The organism is Cytobacillus sp. C11.1 (assembly GCF_058145115.1).
In genome coordinates this window covers 796,298-814,373 of sequence record NZ_CM176935.1, presented here as the reverse complement: position 1 = coordinate 814,373, position 18,076 = coordinate 796,298, and the positions used below count along the sequence as shown (strand labels likewise).

At 47.9% G+C, this 18,076-nt stretch carries 7 protein-coding genes, 9 tRNA genes, 6 rRNA genes and 1 pseudogene; all 23 read left to right on the top strand.

Going from position 1 to position 18,076, the window contains the following annotated elements; genetic code table 11:
* The first annotated feature begins 2 nt into the window (after window positions 1-2).
* Window positions 3-857: an aminodeoxychorismate lyase gene (gene pabC, locus AC3ZVC_RS04210; protein ID WP_490066367.1), complete on the top strand. Its 855-nt coding sequence runs from the start codon at window positions 3-5 to the stop codon at window positions 855-857.
* An 11-nt stretch (window positions 858-868) separates the two neighbouring features.
* Complete coding sequence (folP, locus tag AC3ZVC_RS04205) at window positions 869-1,705, top strand: dihydropteroate synthase (protein ID WP_490066365.1); 837 nt, start codon at window positions 869-871, stop codon at window positions 1,703-1,705.
* Window positions 1,698-2,057 carry a dihydroneopterin aldolase gene (folB, locus tag AC3ZVC_RS04200; RefSeq protein WP_490066361.1) on the top strand — a complete coding sequence of 120 codons (360 nt, stop codon included), beginning with the start codon at window positions 1,698-1,700 and terminating at the stop codon, window positions 2,055-2,057. Before folP ends, folB begins: the two co-directional genes overlap by 8 nt.
* Complete coding sequence (gene folK / locus AC3ZVC_RS04195) at window positions 2,057-2,584, top strand: 2-amino-4-hydroxy-6-hydroxymethyldihydropteridine diphosphokinase (RefSeq protein ID WP_490066357.1); 528 nt, start codon at window positions 2,057-2,059, stop codon at window positions 2,582-2,584. The genes folB and folK overlap by 1 nt, the downstream gene beginning before the upstream one ends.
* Entirely contained in the window at window positions 2,536-2,751 is a 216-nt protein-coding gene (locus AC3ZVC_RS04190) for a helix-turn-helix domain-containing protein (protein WP_144546071.1), read from the top strand. Before folK ends, AC3ZVC_RS04190 begins: the two co-directional genes overlap by 49 nt.
* A 122-nt stretch (window positions 2,752-2,873) precedes the next feature.
* Window positions 2,874-3,874, top strand: a pseudogene (gene dusB, locus AC3ZVC_RS04185) (tRNA dihydrouridine synthase DusB).
* A 210-nt stretch (window positions 3,875-4,084) separates the two neighbouring features.
* A complete protein-coding gene (gene lysS, locus AC3ZVC_RS04180; RefSeq protein ID WP_490066353.1) occupies window positions 4,085-5,575 on the top strand; it encodes a lysine--tRNA ligase in 1,491 nt (496 codons plus the stop codon).
* 441 nt (window positions 5,576-6,016) lie between these two features.
* Window positions 6,017-7,566: ribosomal RNA gene (locus AC3ZVC_RS04175) — 16S ribosomal RNA — on the top strand.
* 309 nt (window positions 7,567-7,875) lie between these two features.
* Window positions 7,876-10,810: ribosomal RNA gene (locus AC3ZVC_RS04170) — 23S ribosomal RNA — on the top strand.
* A gap of 77 nt (window positions 10,811-10,887) precedes the next feature.
* Window positions 10,888-11,004 (top strand): 5S ribosomal RNA (gene rrf, locus AC3ZVC_RS04165).
* Between the two features lie 9 nt (window positions 11,005-11,013).
* A tRNA-Val gene (locus AC3ZVC_RS04160) sits at window positions 11,014-11,089 on the top strand.
* 7 nt (window positions 11,090-11,096) lie between these two features.
* Window positions 11,097-11,172, top strand: a tRNA-Thr gene (locus tag AC3ZVC_RS04155).
* A 42-nt stretch (window positions 11,173-11,214) separates the two neighbouring features.
* Window positions 11,215-11,290 (top strand) — tRNA-Lys (locus AC3ZVC_RS04150).
* A gap of 15 nt (window positions 11,291-11,305) precedes the next feature.
* A tRNA-Leu gene (locus tag AC3ZVC_RS04145) sits at window positions 11,306-11,390 on the top strand.
* A gap of 7 nt (window positions 11,391-11,397) precedes the next feature.
* A tRNA-Gly gene (locus tag AC3ZVC_RS04140) sits at window positions 11,398-11,472 on the top strand.
* A gap of 7 nt (window positions 11,473-11,479) precedes the next feature.
* Window positions 11,480-11,568: transfer RNA gene (locus AC3ZVC_RS04135), tRNA-Leu, on the top strand.
* Between the two features lie 17 nt (window positions 11,569-11,585).
* Window positions 11,586-11,662, top strand: a tRNA-Arg gene (locus AC3ZVC_RS04130).
* A 6-nt stretch (window positions 11,663-11,668) separates the two neighbouring features.
* Window positions 11,669-11,745, top strand: a tRNA-Pro gene (locus AC3ZVC_RS04125).
* Between the two features lie 8 nt (window positions 11,746-11,753).
* Window positions 11,754-11,829, top strand: a tRNA-Ala gene (locus tag AC3ZVC_RS04120).
* 162 nt (window positions 11,830-11,991) lie between these two features.
* A 16S ribosomal RNA gene (locus AC3ZVC_RS04115) occupies window positions 11,992-13,541 on the top strand.
* Between the two features lie 309 nt (window positions 13,542-13,850).
* Window positions 13,851-16,785: ribosomal RNA gene (locus AC3ZVC_RS04110) — 23S ribosomal RNA — on the top strand.
* Window positions 16,786-16,861: 76 nt separating this feature from the next.
* A 5S ribosomal RNA gene (gene rrf, locus AC3ZVC_RS04105) occupies window positions 16,862-16,978 on the top strand.
* The 16S, 23S and 5S rRNA genes sit together here with 9 tRNA genes alongside, the layout of an rRNA operon.
* A 626-nt stretch (window positions 16,979-17,604) precedes the next feature.
* Window positions 17,605-18,066, top strand: coding sequence for a CtsR family transcriptional regulator (locus AC3ZVC_RS04100; protein ID WP_490066352.1), 462 nt, complete (start codon window positions 17,605-17,607; stop codon window positions 18,064-18,066).
* Window positions 18,067-18,076: the final 10 nt, after the last annotated feature.

Below are 18,076 nucleotides of genomic sequence, written 5' to 3'. Positions count from 1 at the left end.
CCTTGTATATCTATTTGAACGGCGATGTGATTAAAAAAGAAGAGGCAGCGATATCTCCTTTTGACCATGGGTTCTTGTATGGCATGGGGCTTTTTGAAACTTTTCGGGTATATAACGGGCATCCATTTTTGCTTGATGACCATCTGGAGCGGCTTAATCAAGGTTTAGAGGTTTTAAATATAGAAGCGAGCTTTACAAGGGGACAAGTGGCCGAATCATTGGAAAAGCTTCTTGAAAAAAACGGGCTTAAAAATGCGTATATCAGGATGAATGTATCAGCGGGGACGGGAGAGATTGGCCTTCAGACTGATGCTTATACAAAACCGAATACAATCATATTTTGCAAACCGCTTCCGCCAATGCCTAGGCAGGAAAAGCGGGCAGTACGGCTGAACATTCCCCGCAATACACCTGAAGGAGAAGAACGCTTAAAGTCACATCATTACTTAAATAATATCCTTGCAAAAAGAGAAGCTGGAAAAGATCCTGGTATAGAAGGCGTATTTTTAACAAAGGAAGGCTTTTTGGCCGAAGGGGTTGTATCAAACCTATTCTGGATTAAAGATCATTTACTATTCACTCCTTCTATTGAAACAGGTATCCTTAATGGCATTACCAGAAAATTTGTTATTAGGCTGGCAGAAACAATGGGGTTGAGTGTGCGAGAAGGATTGTACAGGCCAGAGGACGTCTGGAAGGCGAATGAAGCTTTCGTGACCAATTCCATTCAGGAAATTGTACCGATCTCTTCGTTTGATGAACACCCGTTACCTGGTCTTTCCGGTGAAATAACATCAAAGCTCCTGTCACACTATGAACGGCAATGCGAACGTTTGTGGAGCAGGAAGGAAATGTAGGAGGTTTCATAATGTTTAAAACAACAATCCAATGCGGTTCATATACATTAGATTATGGTAACAAAACACTTGTTATGGGAATTCTGAATGCAACGCCTGATTCTTTTTCGGATGGCGGGAAATATAATCATCTAGATCAAGCCATCAAACATGCAATTGAAATGGTTGAAAACGGAGCGGATATTATAGACATTGGAGGAGAGTCAACGCGTCCCGGGTTTGCTGCAGTACCTGCACAGGAGGAACTGGAAAGGGTTCTTCCTGTTATCGAGGCGATTTCAAAGGAAGTTGATGTTCCCCTATCAATTGATACCTATAAGGCTGAAGTAGCGAAGCGGGCTATTGAAGCTGGAGCGCATATTATTAATGACGTGTGGGGTGCGAAGGCAGATCCTGATATGGCAACCGTCGCAGCGGAAACACAGGCACCGATTATCTTAATGCATAATCGCAAAGACATGGAATATACATCATTTTTCCGTGACGTCATGAATGACTTATATGAAAGTATCACATTGGTTAAGTCAGCCGGTGTAAAGGACGAGAACATTATCCTTGATCCGGGTATTGGTTTTGCGAAAGACCTTAACTATAACCTGGAAATGATGAGGGACTTGGACAAGCTTGTGGCAATCGGCTATCCTGTCCTGCTTGGAACATCAAAAAAGCGGATGATTGGAACAATCCTGGATCTTCCGGTCGAGGAGCGGACAGAAGGGACAGGAGCAACCGTTTGTTATGGAATCCAAAAGGGCTGCCAAATGATCCGCATTCATGATGTGAAGGAAATGAGCAGGATGGCAAAAATGATGGATGCCATGATGGGAAAAGGTGAGTACAATGGATAAAATCTATGTTAGCCAAATGGAGTTCTATGGGTACCATGGAGTCTTTCCTGAAGAAACCCGCCTCGGCCAGCGATTTGTTGTCGACCTGATTGTGGAAACAGACTTGAAAAAAGCAGGAGAAACAGATAATCTTGATGACTCCATTAATTATGGTGAGTTGTACACGGCTTGCAAAGAAGTTGTAGAGGGAAAGCCTTTTAAACTTATAGAGGCAGTGGCAGAGAAGCTGGCAGGAGACCTATTAGAACGTTTCCCGCTGGTTTCCCAGCTGACTGTTAAAGTGATTAAGCCAGATCCACCCATTCCGGGCCACTATAAATCGGTTGCAGTTGAAATTACGAGGGGCCGATAATGGAAAATACAGCTTATATGGCGCTTGGTTCCAACATTGGAAACCGTTATGATAATTTAAAAGAAGCAATCAAAAGGATTGGTCAGCTTCCTGAAGTTGAAGTGGTAAATACTTCTTCTATCTATGAAACCGACCCGGTCGGCTATGAAAATCAAGAACAATTTCTAAATATGGCTATCCAAGTTTCAACAGCCTTAAACCCTTTTGAACTGCTGGATGCATGCCTTGAAACAGAATTGGATCTTGGCAGAAAAAGGGAAATCCGGTGGGGTCCTCGCACATTAGACCTTGACATTTTGCTGTATAATCACGAAAATATTGAAACAGAGAAGCTTATTGTTCCTCATCCTCGGATGCATGAAAGAGCATTTGTCCTTATTCCTCTTTTAGAGATTGACTCCAGCATCAGGCTTCCGAAGATGGAGAGGCCTCTTGATTCAATACTGGAGGATATACCTGACAGAGAGGGAGTTCGGATATGGAAGCGGAAAAATGGGGAAGACGTATTCGCGCTTTTCGAAAGTTAAAAGGCTTTACACAAGAAGGTTTTGCAAAAGAACTGGGTGTATCGGTTTCAATTTTAGGAGAAATTGAAAGAGGAAACCGATTGCCGGCCCCGGCCTTAATTGAACAGATTGCTTTTGCGCTTAATGTTACACAAGAAGAATTGGCTCCAAAGCAGGAGCATGATTAATATATACATTTCTAAAATTGGCTGTGTTAAAGTTCAATGTTAATATTAGCCCCTGTTGAATGCAGCGGTAAATCAACAGAAGTTTTACAGAGCTTAAAATTAACGGGAGGTACAGTACAGCAATGTTCAAGATTGGCGATATTGAGATGAAAAATCGGGTTGTCCTTGCTCCCATGGCTGGAGTGTGCAACTCCGCTTTTCGTCTGACTGTAAAAGAATTCGGCGCCGGACTTGTCTGCGCTGAGATGGTCAGCGACAAAGGAATTGTTTTCAAAAACGAAAAAACAATGAACATGCTCTACATCGATGAAAGAGAAAAGCCGTTAAGCCTGCAATATTTGGAGGCAAAAGAGAAACGCTTGTTGAAGCGGCCAAATTCGTTGATAAAAATACAAATGCAGATATTATAGACATCAATATGGGATGCCCTGTTCCCAAAATCACAAAATGTGATGCAGGTGCTAAATGGCTCCTTGACCCAGATAAAATTTATGAAATGGTTTCTGCAGTAACAGATGCTGTTGAGAAGCCTGTTACAGTGAAAATGCGCATGGGCTGGGATGAAGATCACATCTATGCTGTTAAAAATGCTCAAGCTGTTGAGCGTGCAGGCGGGAAAGCAGTAGCCCTTCACGGCCGTACACGTGTACAGATGTATGAAGGAAAAGCAAATTGGGATATTATTCGCGAGGTAAAACAGAATATCAACATTCCGTTAATCGGAAATGGTGATGTGCAAACACCTCAGGATGCAAAGCGCATGCTAGACGAAACTGGCTGTGACGGAGTCATGATCGGCCGTGCCGCACTAGGAAATCCATGGATGATTTACCGGACAGTAAAATACCTTGAAACTGGAGAATTAATGGGTGAGCCTCCAGTACGCGAAAAAATTGATGTATGTATTCTTCACCTTGACCGCCTGATTTCATTAAAAGGCGAAAACATCGCAATACGCGAAATGAGAAAGCATGCAGCATGGTATCTTAAAGGAGTCCGGGGCAATGCGAAAGTCCGTAATGCCATCAATGAGTGCAATACAAGAGAAGAACTTGTAACGCTGCTAAACGCTCTTGTCATTGATGCAGAAGAAAAAGAAAGAAACCAAACCCAGGCTGGATAAGCGGCAGAAAGTTTGACATGCTGTCGTTCTTTGCCTATAATACTTTTGATATAGAGAAACTGCCAGTGCGTGAACTGGCAGTTTTTATTCTATTTAAATATTTAGGATGTCTGTTTTAACGTCATTGTGTAAAATAATAGAGATATACATTTATTGAACTCGCAGTCCTTATGCGTACATAAAAAGATTTACAAAATGGAGATGATTTCAGTGAGCCAGAGTCATGAAGAATTAAATGACCAATTAAAAGTAAGACGCGAAAAAATGAACAGCTTGCGCGAAAAAGGAATGGATCCATTTGGAAAACGCTTTGAGCGTTCCCATCAGAGCCATGACTTAATAGCGGAATATGAAGAGCTGGAAAAGGAAGAGATTGAAGAAAAGGATGTTTCTGTCACACTGGCTGGCCGAATCATGACTAAACGAGGAAAAGGGAAAGCCGGCTTTGCTCATATACAAGATTTATCAGGCCAAATCCAAATCTATGTCCGTAAAGATGCAGTCGGAGAAGATAACTACTCTATTTTCGAATCTGCTGATCTGGGGGATATCGTAGGGGTTACCGGAACACTTTTCAAAACAAAAGTGGGCGAACTGTCTGTCAAAGCCCAGGAGTTTGAACTTCTGACAAAATCTTTACGCCCGCTTCCTGATAAGTTCCATGGATTAAAAGATGTTGAACAGCGTTATCGCCAGCGTTACCTGGATCTTATTATGAGCCAGGAAAGCAAGCAAACTTTCATCACGCGCAGCCGCATTATTCAATCAATGCGCCGCTATCTTGATGACCATGGATATTTGGAAGTGGAAACGCCTATGATGCATTCGATTGCAGGCGGAGCATCCGCACGTCCTTTTATTACACACCATAATGCTTTGGATATGGAGCTCTATATGCGTATAGCCATTGAGCTCCATCTGAAGCGCCTAATTGTCGGCGGCCTTGAAAAAGTTTATGAAATTGGACGTGTATTCCGGAATGAGGGTGTATCAACCCGTCACAATCCTGAATTCACGATGATTGAGTTATATGAAGCTTATGCAGACTACAGAGATATCATGAGTTTGACTGAAAACCTCATCGCCCATATCGCCCAGGAAGTGCTTGGAACGACTACTGTTCAATATGGTGAGTACGAGGTAAACCTTAAACCTGAATGGAAAAGGCTTCATATGGTAGATGCCATTAAAGAATATACAGGCGTTGACTTCTGGAAGGAAACAAGCAAGGAAGAGGCGCAGCAGCTTGCTAAAGAGCATGGGATAGAGATTAAAGACAACATGGAATACGGCCATATTGTTAATGAATTCTTCGAGCAGAAGGTTGAAGAGAAGCTTATTCAGCCAACATTCATTTATGGACATCCAGTAGAGATTTCTCCGCTTGCAAAGAAAAACGACGAGGATCCGCGTTTTACAGATCGTTTTGAGTTATTCATTGTAGCGCGTGAGCATGCAAATGCATTCACAGAGCTAAATGACCCAATTGACCAGCGTGAACGTTTTGAAGCTCAGCTTAAAGAACGTGAGCAAGGCAATGATGAAGCTCACATGATGGATGATGACTTCATTGAAGCTCTTGAATACGGTATGCCTCCAACAGGGGGATTGGGCATCGGAATCGACCGCATTGTCATGCTATTAACAAACTCTCCTTCTATTAGAGATGTTCTATTATTCCCATTAATGCGCCATCGTTAATTAATTAGCTTTATTTATAAAGGCAAAGCACAGGTAATGTGTTTTGCCTTTTTTATTTGTCTAAATCCGAGTGCGGGAGATCATCGAACTATAAGAGGAAAACGGGCTTCAGATAAGACCGATTCTACAGTCAGGTTGTATGCAATTTCTTTTTTTGCGAGCAGAATAATGGGAATATTTTTTCTTTGTTTTTTAGGAATAAAAAAGATAAAAACATATTGCAACTTGTCCGCTATGGTGATATATTTATATTCGTTGCTGCGAGACAGCGACATACCAAAAAAGATTTAAAAAAAGTTATTGACTCAGATAAATGAATCTGATAAGATAATAAAGTCGCCTTAAGCGACGGATTGATCTTTGAAAACTGAACGAACAAAAACGTCAACGTTAATTCTTTAGTCTTTTTTGAAAAGACAACTTATGAGCTTAATCAACTCTTATATGGAGAGTTTGATCCTGGCTCAGGACGAACGCTGGCGGCGTGCCTAATACATGCAAGTCGAGCGGACGGATGGGAGCTTGCTCCCTGAAGTCAGCGGCGGACGGGTGAGTAACACGTGGGCAACCTGCCTGTAAGACTGGGATAACTTCGGGAAACCGGAGCTAATACCGGATAACTCTTTCCCTCACATGAGGGAAAGCTGAAAGATGGTTTCGGCTATCACTTACAGATGGGCCCGCGGCGCATTAGCTAGTTGGTGAGGTAACGGCTCACCAAGGCAACGATGCGTAGCCGACCTGAGAGGGTGATCGGCCACACTGGGACTGAGACACGGCCCAGACTCCTACGGGAGGCAGCAGTAGGGAATCTTCCGCAATGGACGAAAGTCTGACGGAGCAACGCCGCGTGAGTGATGAAGGTTTTCGGATCGTAAAACTCTGTTGTTAGGGAAGAACAAGTACCGGAGTAACTGCCGGTACCTTGACGGTACCTAACCAGAAAGCCACGGCTAACTACGTGCCAGCAGCCGCGGTAATACGTAGGTGGCAAGCGTTGTCCGGAATTATTGGGCGTAAAGCGCGCGCAGGCGGTTCCTTAAGTCTGATGTGAAAGCCCCCGGCTCAACCGGGGAGGGTCATTGGAAACTGGGGAACTTGAGTGCAGAAGAGAAGAGTGGAATTCCACGTGTAGCGGTGAAATGCGTAGAGATGTGGAGGAACACCAGTGGCGAAGGCGACTCTTTGGTCTGTAACTGACGCTGAGGCGCGAAAGCGTGGGGAGCAAACAGGATTAGATACCCTGGTAGTCCACGCCGTAAACGATGAGTGCTAAGTGTTAGAGGGTTTCCGCCCTTTAGTGCTGCAGCAAACGCATTAAGCACTCCGCCTGGGGAGTACGGCCGCAAGGCTGAAACTCAAAGGAATTGACGGGGGCCCGCACAAGCGGTGGAGCATGTGGTTTAATTCGAAGCAACGCGAAGAACCTTACCAGGTCTTGACATCTCCTGACAACCCTAGAGATAGGGCGTTCCCCTTCGGGGGACAGGATGACAGGTGGTGCATGGTTGTCGTCAGCTCGTGTCGTGAGATGTTGGGTTAAGTCCCGCAACGAGCGCAACCCTTGATCTCAGTTGCCAGCATTCAGTTGGGCACTCTAAGGTGACTGCCGGTGACAAACCGGAGGAAGGTGGGGATGACGTCAAATCATCATGCCCCTTATGACCTGGGCTACACACGTGCTACAATGGATGGTACAAAGGGCTGCGAGACCGCGAGGTTAAGCGAATCCCATAAAACCATTCTCAGTTCGGATTGCAGGCTGCAACTCGCCTGCATGAAGCCGGAATCGCTAGTAATCGCGGATCAGCATGCCGCGGTGAATACGTTCCCGGGCCTTGTACACACCGCCCGTCACACCACGAGAGTTTGTAACACCCGAAGTCGGTGGGGTAACCTTTTGGAGCCAGCCGCCTAAGGTGGGACAGATGATTGGGGTGAAGTCGTAACAAGGTAGCCGTATCGGAAGGTGCGGCTGGATCACCTCCTTTCTAAGGATATTTACTTGAGACGTGATGTATTTTGTTCGTTTAGTTTTGAGAGAGCAATCTCTCATTGAATTATTCGTTCTTTGAAAACTAGATAATGTTAATGAAGAAGCAATAACCGAGTAATCGCCATCTTAGTTTTTTTCTCTTATGTAAGTTTTTTGAAACCAAGTAAGAGTACAAACCATGAGGACGATGAGCGGCAAGAAGCTCAAGGAAGCGACCGAACGAGCACCGGAGCGTACGAGAGTACGTGAGGAGCACAGTGACGAAGCTGACGCAGAGATTCGCAGTCGATCAGCGGCCGAAGTAGGTTAAGTTAGAAAGGGCGCACGGTGAATGCCTTGGCACTAGGAGCCGATGAAGGACGGGACTAACTCCGATATGCTTCGGGGAGCTGTAAGTAAGCTTTGATCCGGAGATTTCCGAATGGGGAAACCCCCTATCCGTAATGGGATAGGATCTTTACCTGAATACATAGGGTATGGAAGGCAGACCCGGGGAACTGAAACATCTAAGTACCCGGAGGAAGAGAAAGCAAACGCGATTCCCTGAGTAGCGGCGAGCGAAACGGGATTAGCCCAAACCAAGAGGCTTGCCTCTTGGGGTTGTAGGACACTCTATACGGAGTTACAAAGGAACGAGGTAAATGAACAGGTCTGGAAAGGCCGGCCAGAGAAGGTAAAAGCCCTGTAGTTGAAACTTCGTTCCCTCCAGAGTGGATCCTGAGTACGGCGGGACACGAGAAATCCCGTCGGAAGCAGGGAGGACCATCTCCCAAGGCTAAATACTCCCTAGTGACCGATAGTGAACCAGTACCGTGAGGGAAAGGTGAAAAGCACCCCGGAAGGGGAGTGAAAGAGAACCTGAAACCGTGTGCCTACAAGTAGTTAGAGCCCGTTAATGGGTGATAGCGTGCCTTTTGTAGAATGAACCGGCGAGTTACGATTACATGCAAGGTTAAGTTGACAAGACGGAGCCGCAGCGAAAGCGAGTCTGAATAGGGCGAATGAGTATGTGGTCGTAGACCCGAAACCAGGTGATCTACCCATGTCCAGGGTGAAGTCCAGGTAACACTGGATGGAGGCCCGAACCCACGCACGTTGAAAAGTGCGGGGATGAGGTGTGGGTAGCGGAGAAATTCCAATCGAACTTGGAGATAGCTGGTTCTCTCCGAAATAGCTTTAGGGCTAGCCTCATGTAGTAAGAGTCTTGGAGGTAGAGCACTGTTTGGACTAGGGGCCCTCATCGGGTTACCGAATTCAGACAAACTCCGAATGCCAAAGACTTATCCATGGGAGTCAGACTGCGAGTGATAAGATCCGTAGTCAAGAGGGAAACAGCCCAGACCACCAGCTAAGGTCCCAAAGTATACGTTAAGTGGAAAAGGATGTGGAGTTGCTTAGACAACCAGGATGTTGGCTTAGAAGCAGCCACCATTTAAAGAGTGCGTAATAGCTCACTGGTCGAGTGACTCCGCGCCGAAAATGTACCGGGGCTAAACGTATCACCGAAGCTGTGGATGGACATCTGCGATGTCCGTGGTAGGAGAGCGTTCTAAGGGCGTTGAAGCTAGACCGCAAGGACTGGTGGAGCGCTTAGAAGTGAGAATGCCGGTATGAGTAGCGAAAGATGGGTGAGAATCCCATCCACCGAATGCCTAAGGTTTCCTGAGGAAGGCTCGTCCGCTCAGGGTTAGTCGGGACCTAAGCCGAGGCTGAAAAGCGTAGGCGATGGACAACAGGTTGATATTCCTGTACCACCTCTTTACCGTTTGAGCAATGGGGGGACGCAGGAGGATAGGGTAAGCGCGCTGTTGGATATGCGCGTCCAAGCAGTTAGGCCGGTAACGAGGCAAATCCCGTTACCATACAGGCTGAGCTGTGACGGCGAGGGAAATTTAGTACCGAAGTTCCTGATTCCACACTGCCAAGAAAAGCCTCTAGCGAGGGAAAAGGTGCCCGTACCGCAAACCGACACAGGTAGGCGAGGAGAGAATCCTAAGGTGAGCGAGAGAACTCTCGTTAAGGAACTCGGCAAAATGACCCCGTAACTTCGGGAGAAGGGGTGCTCATTAGGGTGAATAGCCCTGATGAGCCGCAGTGAATAGGCCCAGGCGACTGTTTAGCAAAAACACAGGTCTCTGCGAAGCCGCAAGGCGAAGTATAGGGGCTGACGCCTGCCCGGTGCTGGAAGGTTAAGAGGAGAGGTTAGCGCAAGCGAAGCTTTGAATCGAAGCCCCAGTAAACGGCGGCCGTAACTATAACGGTCCTAAGGTAGCGAAATTCCTTGTCGGGTAAGTTCCGACCCGCACGAAAGGCGTAACGATCTGGGCACTGTCTCAACGAGAGACTCGGTGAAATTATAGTACCTGTGAAGATGCAGGTTACCCGCGACAGGACGGAAAGACCCCGTGGAGCTTTACTGTAGCCTGATATTGAATTTTGGTACAGCTTGTACAGGATAGGTAGGAGCCGTAGAAACCGGAGCGCCAGCTTCGGTGGAGGCGTCGGTGGGATACTACCCTGGCTGTATTGAAATTCTAACCCGCGCCCCTTATCGGGGCGGGAGACAGTGTCAGGTGGGCAGTTTGACTGGGGCGGTCGCCTCCTAAAAAGTAACGGAGGCGCCCAAAGGTTCCCTCAGAATGGTTGGAAATCATTCGCAGAGTGTAAAGGCACAAGGGAGCTTGACTGCGAGACCTACAAGTCGAGCAGGGACGAAAGTCGGGCTTAGTGATCCGGTGGTTCCGCATGGAAGGGCCATCGCTCAACGGATAAAAGCTACCCCGGGGATAACAGGCTTATCTCCCCCAAGAGTCCACATCGACGGGGAGGTTTGGCACCTCGATGTCGGCTCATCGCATCCTGGGGCTGTAGTCGGTCCCAAGGGTTGGGCTGTTCGCCCATTAAAGCGGTACGCGAGCTGGGTTCAGAACGTCGTGAGACAGTTCGGTCCCTATCCGTCGTGGGCGCAGGAAATTTGAGAGGAGCTGTCCTTAGTACGAGAGGACCGGGATGGACGCACCGCTGGTGTACCAGTTGTCTTGCCAAAGGCATCGCTGGGTAGCTATGTGCGGAAGGGATAAGTGCTGAAAGCATCTAAGCATGAAGCCCCCCTCGAGATGAGATTTCCCATAGCGTCAAGCTAGTAAGATCCCTGAAAGATGATCAGGTTGATAGGTCAGAGGTGGAAGCGTGGCGACATGTGGAGCTGACTGATACTAATCGATCGAGGACTTAACCAAGTTATTGGTGATACTCGGCAACACTTCTTCATGCATTATCTAGTTTTGAAGGAATGAACTTTCTTCAAACCAAATAGTCTGGTGGCGATAGCGAGAAGGTCACACCCGTTCCCATACCGAACACGGAAGTTAAGCTTCTCAGCGCCGATGGTAGTTGGGGGCTGTCCCCCTGTGAGAGTAGGACGCTGCCGGGCTTTAATAATGGAGGATTAGCTCAGCTGGGAGAGCATCTGCCTTACAAGCAGAGGGTCGGCGGTTCGATCCCGTCATCCTCCACCATTAAATTGCCGGTGTAGCTCAATTGGTAGAGCAACTGACTTGTAATCAGTAGGTTGGGGGTTCAAGTCCTCTCGCCGGCACCATTTTTTAATCTCTGCGAGATTTAGGAATTCTCATGAAATTATGAGCCATTAGCTCAGTCGGTAGAGCATCTGACTTTTAATCAGAGGGTCGAAGGTTCGAGTCCTTCATGGCTCACCATTTTAATTTAATAATGCGGGTGTGGCGGAATTGGCAGACGCACCAGACTTAGGATCTGGCGCCGCAAGGCGTGGGGGTTCGACTCCCTTCACCCGCACCATTTTTAAGCGGAAGTAGTTCAGTGGTAGAACATCACCTTGCCAAGGTGGGGGTCGCGGGTTCGAATCCCGTCTTCCGCTCCATTTTTATGCCGGGGTGGCGGAACTGGCAGACGCACAGGACTTAAAATCCTGCGGTAGGTGACTACCGTACCGGTTCGATTCCGGTCCTCGGCACCATTTAATTTAATAATGATGCGCCCGTAGCTCAATTGGATAGAGCGTTTGACTACGGATCAAAAGGTTAGGGGTTCGACTCCTCTCGGGCGCGCCATATTTACGGGGAGTAGCTCAGCTTGGTAGAGCACTTGGTTTGGGACCAAGGGGTCGCAGGTTCGAATCCTGTCTTCCCGACCATTTAATATGGGGCCTTAGCTCAGCTGGGAGAGCGCCTGCTTTGCACGCAGGAGGTCAGCGGTTCGATCCCGCTAGGCTCCACCAAAAAGATTTTTAAAAAAGTTATTGACTCAGATAAATGAATCTGATAAGATAATAAAGTCGCCTTAAGCGACGGATTGATCTTTGAAAACTAAACGAACAAAAACGTCAACGTTAATTCTTTAGTCTTTTTTGAAAAGACAACTTATGAGCTTAATCAACTCTTATATGGAGAGTTTGATCCTGGCTCAGGACGAACGCTGGCGGCGTGCCTAATACATGCAAGTCGAGCGGACGGATGGGAGCTTGCTCCCTGAAGTCAGCGGCGGACGGGTGAGTAACACGTGGGCAACCTGCCTGTAAGACTGGGATAACTTCGGGAAACCGGAGCTAATACCGGATAACTCTTTCCCTCACATGAGGGAAAGCTGAAAGATGGTTTCGGCTATCACTTACAGATGGGCCCGCGGCGCATTAGCTAGTTGGTGAGGTAACGGCTCACCAAGGCAACGATGCGTAGCCGACCTGAGAGGGTGATCGGCCACACTGGGACTGAGACACGGCCCAGACTCCTACGGGAGGCAGCAGTAGGGAATCTTCCGCAATGGACGAAAGTCTGACGGAGCAACGCCGCGTGAGTGATGAAGGTTTTCGGATCGTAAAACTCTGTTGTTAGGGAAGAACAAGTACCGGAGTAACTGCCGGTACCTTGACGGTACCTAACCAGAAAGCCACGGCTAACTACGTGCCAGCAGCCGCGGTAATACGTAGGTGGCAAGCGTTGTCCGGAATTATTGGGCGTAAAGCGCGCGCAGGCGGTTCCTTAAGTCTGATGTGAAAGCCCCCGGCTCAACCGGGGAGGGTCATTGGAAACTGGGGAACTTGAGTGCAGAAGAGAAGAGTGGAATTCCACGTGTAGCGGTGAAATGCGTAGAGATGTGGAGGAACACCAGTGGCGAAGGCGACTCTTTGGTCTGTAACTGACGCTGAGGCGCGAAAGCGTGGGGAGCAAACAGGATTAGATACCCTGGTAGTCCACGCCGTAAACGATGAGTGCTAAGTGTTAGAGGGTTTCCGCCCTTTAGTGCTGCAGCAAACGCATTAAGCACTCCGCCTGGGGAGTACGGCCGCAAGGCTGAAACTCAAAGGAATTGACGGGGGCCCGCACAAGCGGTGGAGCATGTGGTTTAATTCGAAGCAACGCGAAGAACCTTACCAGGTCTTGACATCTCCTGACAACCCTAGAGATAGGGCGTTCCCCTTCGGGGGACAGGATGACAGGTGGTGCATGGTTGTCGTCAGCTCGTGTCGTGAGATGTTGGGTTAAGTCCCGCAACGAGCGCAACCCTTGATCTCAGTTGCCAGCATTCAGTTGGGCACTCTAAGGTGACTGCCGGTGACAAACCGGAGGAAGGTGGGGATGACGTCAAATCATCATGCCCCTTATGACCTGGGCTACACACGTGCTACAATGGATGGTACAAAGGGCTGCGAGACCGCGAGGTTAAGCGAATCCCATAAAACCATTCTCAGTTCGGATTGCAGGCTGCAACTCGCCTGCATGAAGCCGGAATCGCTAGTAATCGCGGATCAGCATGCCGCGGTGAATACGTTCCCGGGCCTTGTACACACCGCCCGTCACACCACGAGAGTTTGTAACACCCGAAGTCGGTGGGGTAACCTTTTGGAGCCAGCCGCCTAAGGTGGGACAGATGATTGGGGTGAAGTCGTAACAAGGTAGCCGTATCGGAAGGTGCGGCTGGATCACCTCCTTTCTAAGGATATTTACTTGAGACGTGATGTATTTTGTTCGTTTAGTTTTGAGAGAGCAATCTCTCATTGAATTATTCGTTCTTTGAAAACTAGATAATGTTAATGAAGAAGCAATAACCGAGTAATCGCCATCTTAGTTTTTTTCTCTTATGTAAGTTTTTTGAAACCAAGTAAGAGTACAAACCATGAGGACGATGAGCGGCAAGAAGCTCAAGGAAGCGACCGAACGAGCACCGGAGCGTACGAGAGTACGTGAGGAGCACAGTGACGAAGCTGACGCAGAGATTCGCAGTCGATCAGCGGCCGAAGTAGGTTAAGTTAGAAAGGGCGCACGGTGAATGCCTTGGCACTAGGAGCCGATGAAGGACGGGACTAACTCCGATATGCTTCGGGGAGCTGTAAGTAAGCTTTGATCCGGAGATTTCCGAATGGGGAAACCCCCTATCCGTAATGGGATAGGATCTTTACCTGAATACATAGGGTATGGAAGGCAGACCCGGGGAACTGAAACATCTAAGTACCCGGAGGAAGAGAAAGCAAACGCGATTCCCTGAGTAGCGGCGAGCGAAACGGGATTAGCCCAAACCAAGAGGCTTGCCTCTTGGGGTTGTAGGACACTCTATACGGAGTTACAAAGGAACGAGGTAAATGAACAGGTCTGGAAAGGCCGGCCAGAGAAGGTAAAAGCCCTGTAGTTGAAACTTCGTTCCCTCCAGAGTGGATCCTGAGTACGGCGGGACACGAGAAATCCCGTCGGAAGCAGGGAGGACCATCTCCCAAGGCTAAATACTCCCTAGTGACCGATAGTGAACCAGTACCGTGAGGGAAAGGTGAAAAGCACCCCGGAAGGGGAGTGAAAGAGAACCTGAAACCGTGTGCCTACAAGTAGTTAGAGCCCGTTAATGGGTGATAGCGTGCCTTTTGTAGAATGAACCGGCGAGTTACGATTACATGCAAGGTTAAGTTGACAAGACGGAGCCGCAGCGAAAGCGAGTCTGAATAGGGCGAATGAGTATGTGGTCGTAGACCCGAAACCAGGTGATGTACCCATGTCCAGGGTGAAGTCCAGGTAACACTGGATGGAGGCCCGAACCCACGCACGTTGAAAAGTGCGGGGATGAGGTGTGGGTAGCGGAGAAATTCCAATCGAACTTGGAGATAGCTGGTTCTCTCCGAAATAGCTTTAGGGCTAGCCTCATGTAGTAAGAGTCTTGGAGGTAGAGCACTGTTTGGACTAGGGGCCCTCATCGGGTTACCGAATTCAGACAAACTCCGAATGCCAAAGACTTATCCATGGGAGTCAGACTGCGAGTGATAAGATCCGTAGTCAAGAGGGAAACAGCCCAGACCACCAGCTAAGGTCCCAAAGTATACGTTAAGTGGAAAAGGATGTGGAGTTGCTTAGACAACCAGGATGTTGGCTTAGAAGCAGCCACCATTTAAAGAGTGCGTAATAGCTCACTGGTCGAGTGACTCCGCGCCGAAAATGTACCGGGGCTAAACGTATCACCGAAGCTGTGGATGGACATCTGCGATGTCCGTGGTAGGAGAGCGTTCTAAGGGCGTTGAAGCTAGACCGCAAGGACTGGTGGAGCGCTTAGAAGTGAGAATGCCGGTATGAGTAGCGAAAGATGGGTGAGAATCCCATCCACCGAATGCCTAAGGTTTCCTGAGGAAGGCTCGTCCGCTCAGGGTTAGTCGGGACCTAAGCCGAGGCTGAAAAGCGTAGGCGATGGACAACAGGTTGATATTCCTGTACCACCTCTTTACCGTTTGAGCAATGGGGGGACGCAGGAGGATAGGGTAAGCGCGCTGTTGGATATGCGCGTCCAAGCAGTTAGGCCGGTAACGAGGCAAATCCCGTTACCATACAGGCTGAGCTGTGACGGCGAGGGAAATTTAGTACCGAAGTTCCTGATTCCACACTGCCAAGAAAAGCCTCTAGCGAGGGAAAAGGTGCCCGTACCGCAAACCGACACAGGTAGGCGAGGAGAGAATCCTAAGGTGAGCGAGAGAACTCTCGTTAAGGAACTCGGCAAAATGACCCCGTAACTTCGGGAGAAGGGGTGCTCATTAGGGTGAATAGCCCTGATGAGCCGCAGTGAATAGGCCCAGGCGACTGTTTAGCAAAAACACAGGTCTCTGCGAAGCCGCAAGGCGAAGTATAGGGGCTGACGCCTGCCCGGTGCTGGAAGGTTAAGAGGAGAGGTTAGCGCAAGCGAAGCTTTGAATCGAAGCCCCAGTAAACGGCGGCCGTAACTATAACGGTCCTAAGGTAGCGAAATTCCTTGTCGGGTAAGTTCCGACCCGCACGAAAGGCGTAACGATCTGGGCACTGTCTCAACGAGAGACTCGGTGAAATTATAGTACCTGTGAAGATGCAGGTTACCCGCGACAGGACGGAAAGACCCCGTGGAGCTTTACTGTAGCCTGATATTGAATTTTGGTACAGCTTGTACAGGATAGGTAGGAGCCGTAGAAACCGGAGCGCCAGCTTCGGTGGAGGCGTCGGTGGGATACTACCCTGGCTGTATTGAAATTCTAACCCGCGCCCCTTATCGGGGCGGGAGACAGTGTCAGGTGGGCAGTTTGACTGGGGCGGTCGCCTCCTAAAAAGTAACGGAGGCGCCCAAAGGTTCCCTCAGAATGGTTGGAAATCATTCGCAGAGTGTAAAGGCACAAGGGAGCTTGACTGCGAGACCTACAAGTCGAGCAGGGACGAAAGTCGGGCTTAGTGATCCGGTGGTTCCGCATGGAAGGGCCATCGCTCAACGGATAAAAGCTACCCCGGGGATAACAGGCTTATCTCCCCCAAGAGTCCACATCGACGGGGAGGTTTGGCACCTCGATGTCGGCTCATCGCATCCTGGGGCTGTAGTCGGTCCCAAGGGTTGGGCTGTTCGCCCATTAAAGCGGTACGCGAGCTGGGTTCAGAACGTCGTGAGACAGTTCGGTCCCTATCCGTCGTGGGCGCAGGAAATTTGAGAGGAGCTGTCCTTAGTACGAGAGGACCGGGATGGACGCACCGCTGGTGTACCAGTTGTCTTGCCAAAGGCATCGCTGGGTAGCTATGTGCGGAAGGGATAAGTGCTGAAAGCATCTAAGCATGAAGCCCCCCTCGAGATGAGATTTCCCATAGCGTCAAGCTAGTAAGATCCCTGAAAGATGATCAGGTTGATAGGTCAGAGGTGGAAGCGTGGCGACATGTGGAGCTGACTGATACTAATCGATCGAGGACTTAACCAAGTTATTGGTGAATACTCGGCAACTTCTTCATGCATTATCTAGTTTTGAAGGAATGAACTTTCTTCAAACCAAATAGTCTGGTGGCGATAGCGAGAAGGTCACACCCGTTCCCATACCGAACACGGAAGTTAAGCTTCTCAGCGCCGATGGTAGTTGGGGGCTGTCCCCCTGTGAGAGTAGGACGCTGCCGGGCAAATGAAAGAGCACCTGATGGGTGCTCTTTTTTGTGTTTTTATTTATTTTTAGCTTATAAATATCGCTTATTTATATTGAGGAGACATTTTTTTTGGCCACTCATCTTTGTTTTATAGCAAATATCGGTTACTTTCTTAGATTTATCGGTCATATTTTATCGGTCAGTTGGCTCTATGGCGCCTTTTTATAGCTATAACCACCTAATTTCAATGTAAATCCCCGTCCACTTTGCACCAGCAGAAAAATTTAAATTTGGATCAGATGTTAGATAAATAGTTATATCCCTATATGTCTGGAAAAAATCAAAAAGCAAGTCTTTATACTGAGTGCAGTGCTCTTCACAAAACAAAACCCTATCTAATGTTCACATCTTCAAAAAGCAAATACTATCCAAAATTATTGCCTTCATAATCATACTTTTAATAAAAAGTATAAATTACATCCTCCGCTCAAGCACAAACCTGCCTAACTCAAAATATATTGTTATCGACATTAACTACCAAATTCAGGTTTGGGAAGTCAAAAAATGGGGGAAAATTATTAACACCCGCCGATTGCAAGAAATTACATAAATCATGTATAATTAATGTCAAATATAGTCAAAGTCAGATAGGGGGAGGCTTGGTGAGAAATATATCCGACATAATTGAGAGTTATCTAAAACAGGTTTTAGAAAAAAGTGAGAGGGAAATCGTGGAAATAAAAAGAAGTGAAATTGCTGATAAATTTCAATGTGTGCCCTCTCAGATCAATTATGTTATCAACACCCGCTTTACGATTGAAAAAGGCTATGTCGTGGAGAGTAAGCGGGGCGGCGGAGGCTATATCCGGATTATGAAAGTACAGTCTTATGACCACGCTGATTTAGTCGACCAGTTGATTTCATTAGTGCAAGGCCGAATCGCCCAAAGCAGTGCCGAAAATGTAATTTATCGCCTGGTTGAAGAAGAAATCATTACACATAGGGAAGCAAAAATAATGCTTAGTGTAATTGACCGTTCTGTACTTTATATCGATCTGCCATACAGGGATGAACTACGGGCACGGATGTTGAAGGCGATGTTAACTACTTTGAAATATAAATAAAGTTTTAGCG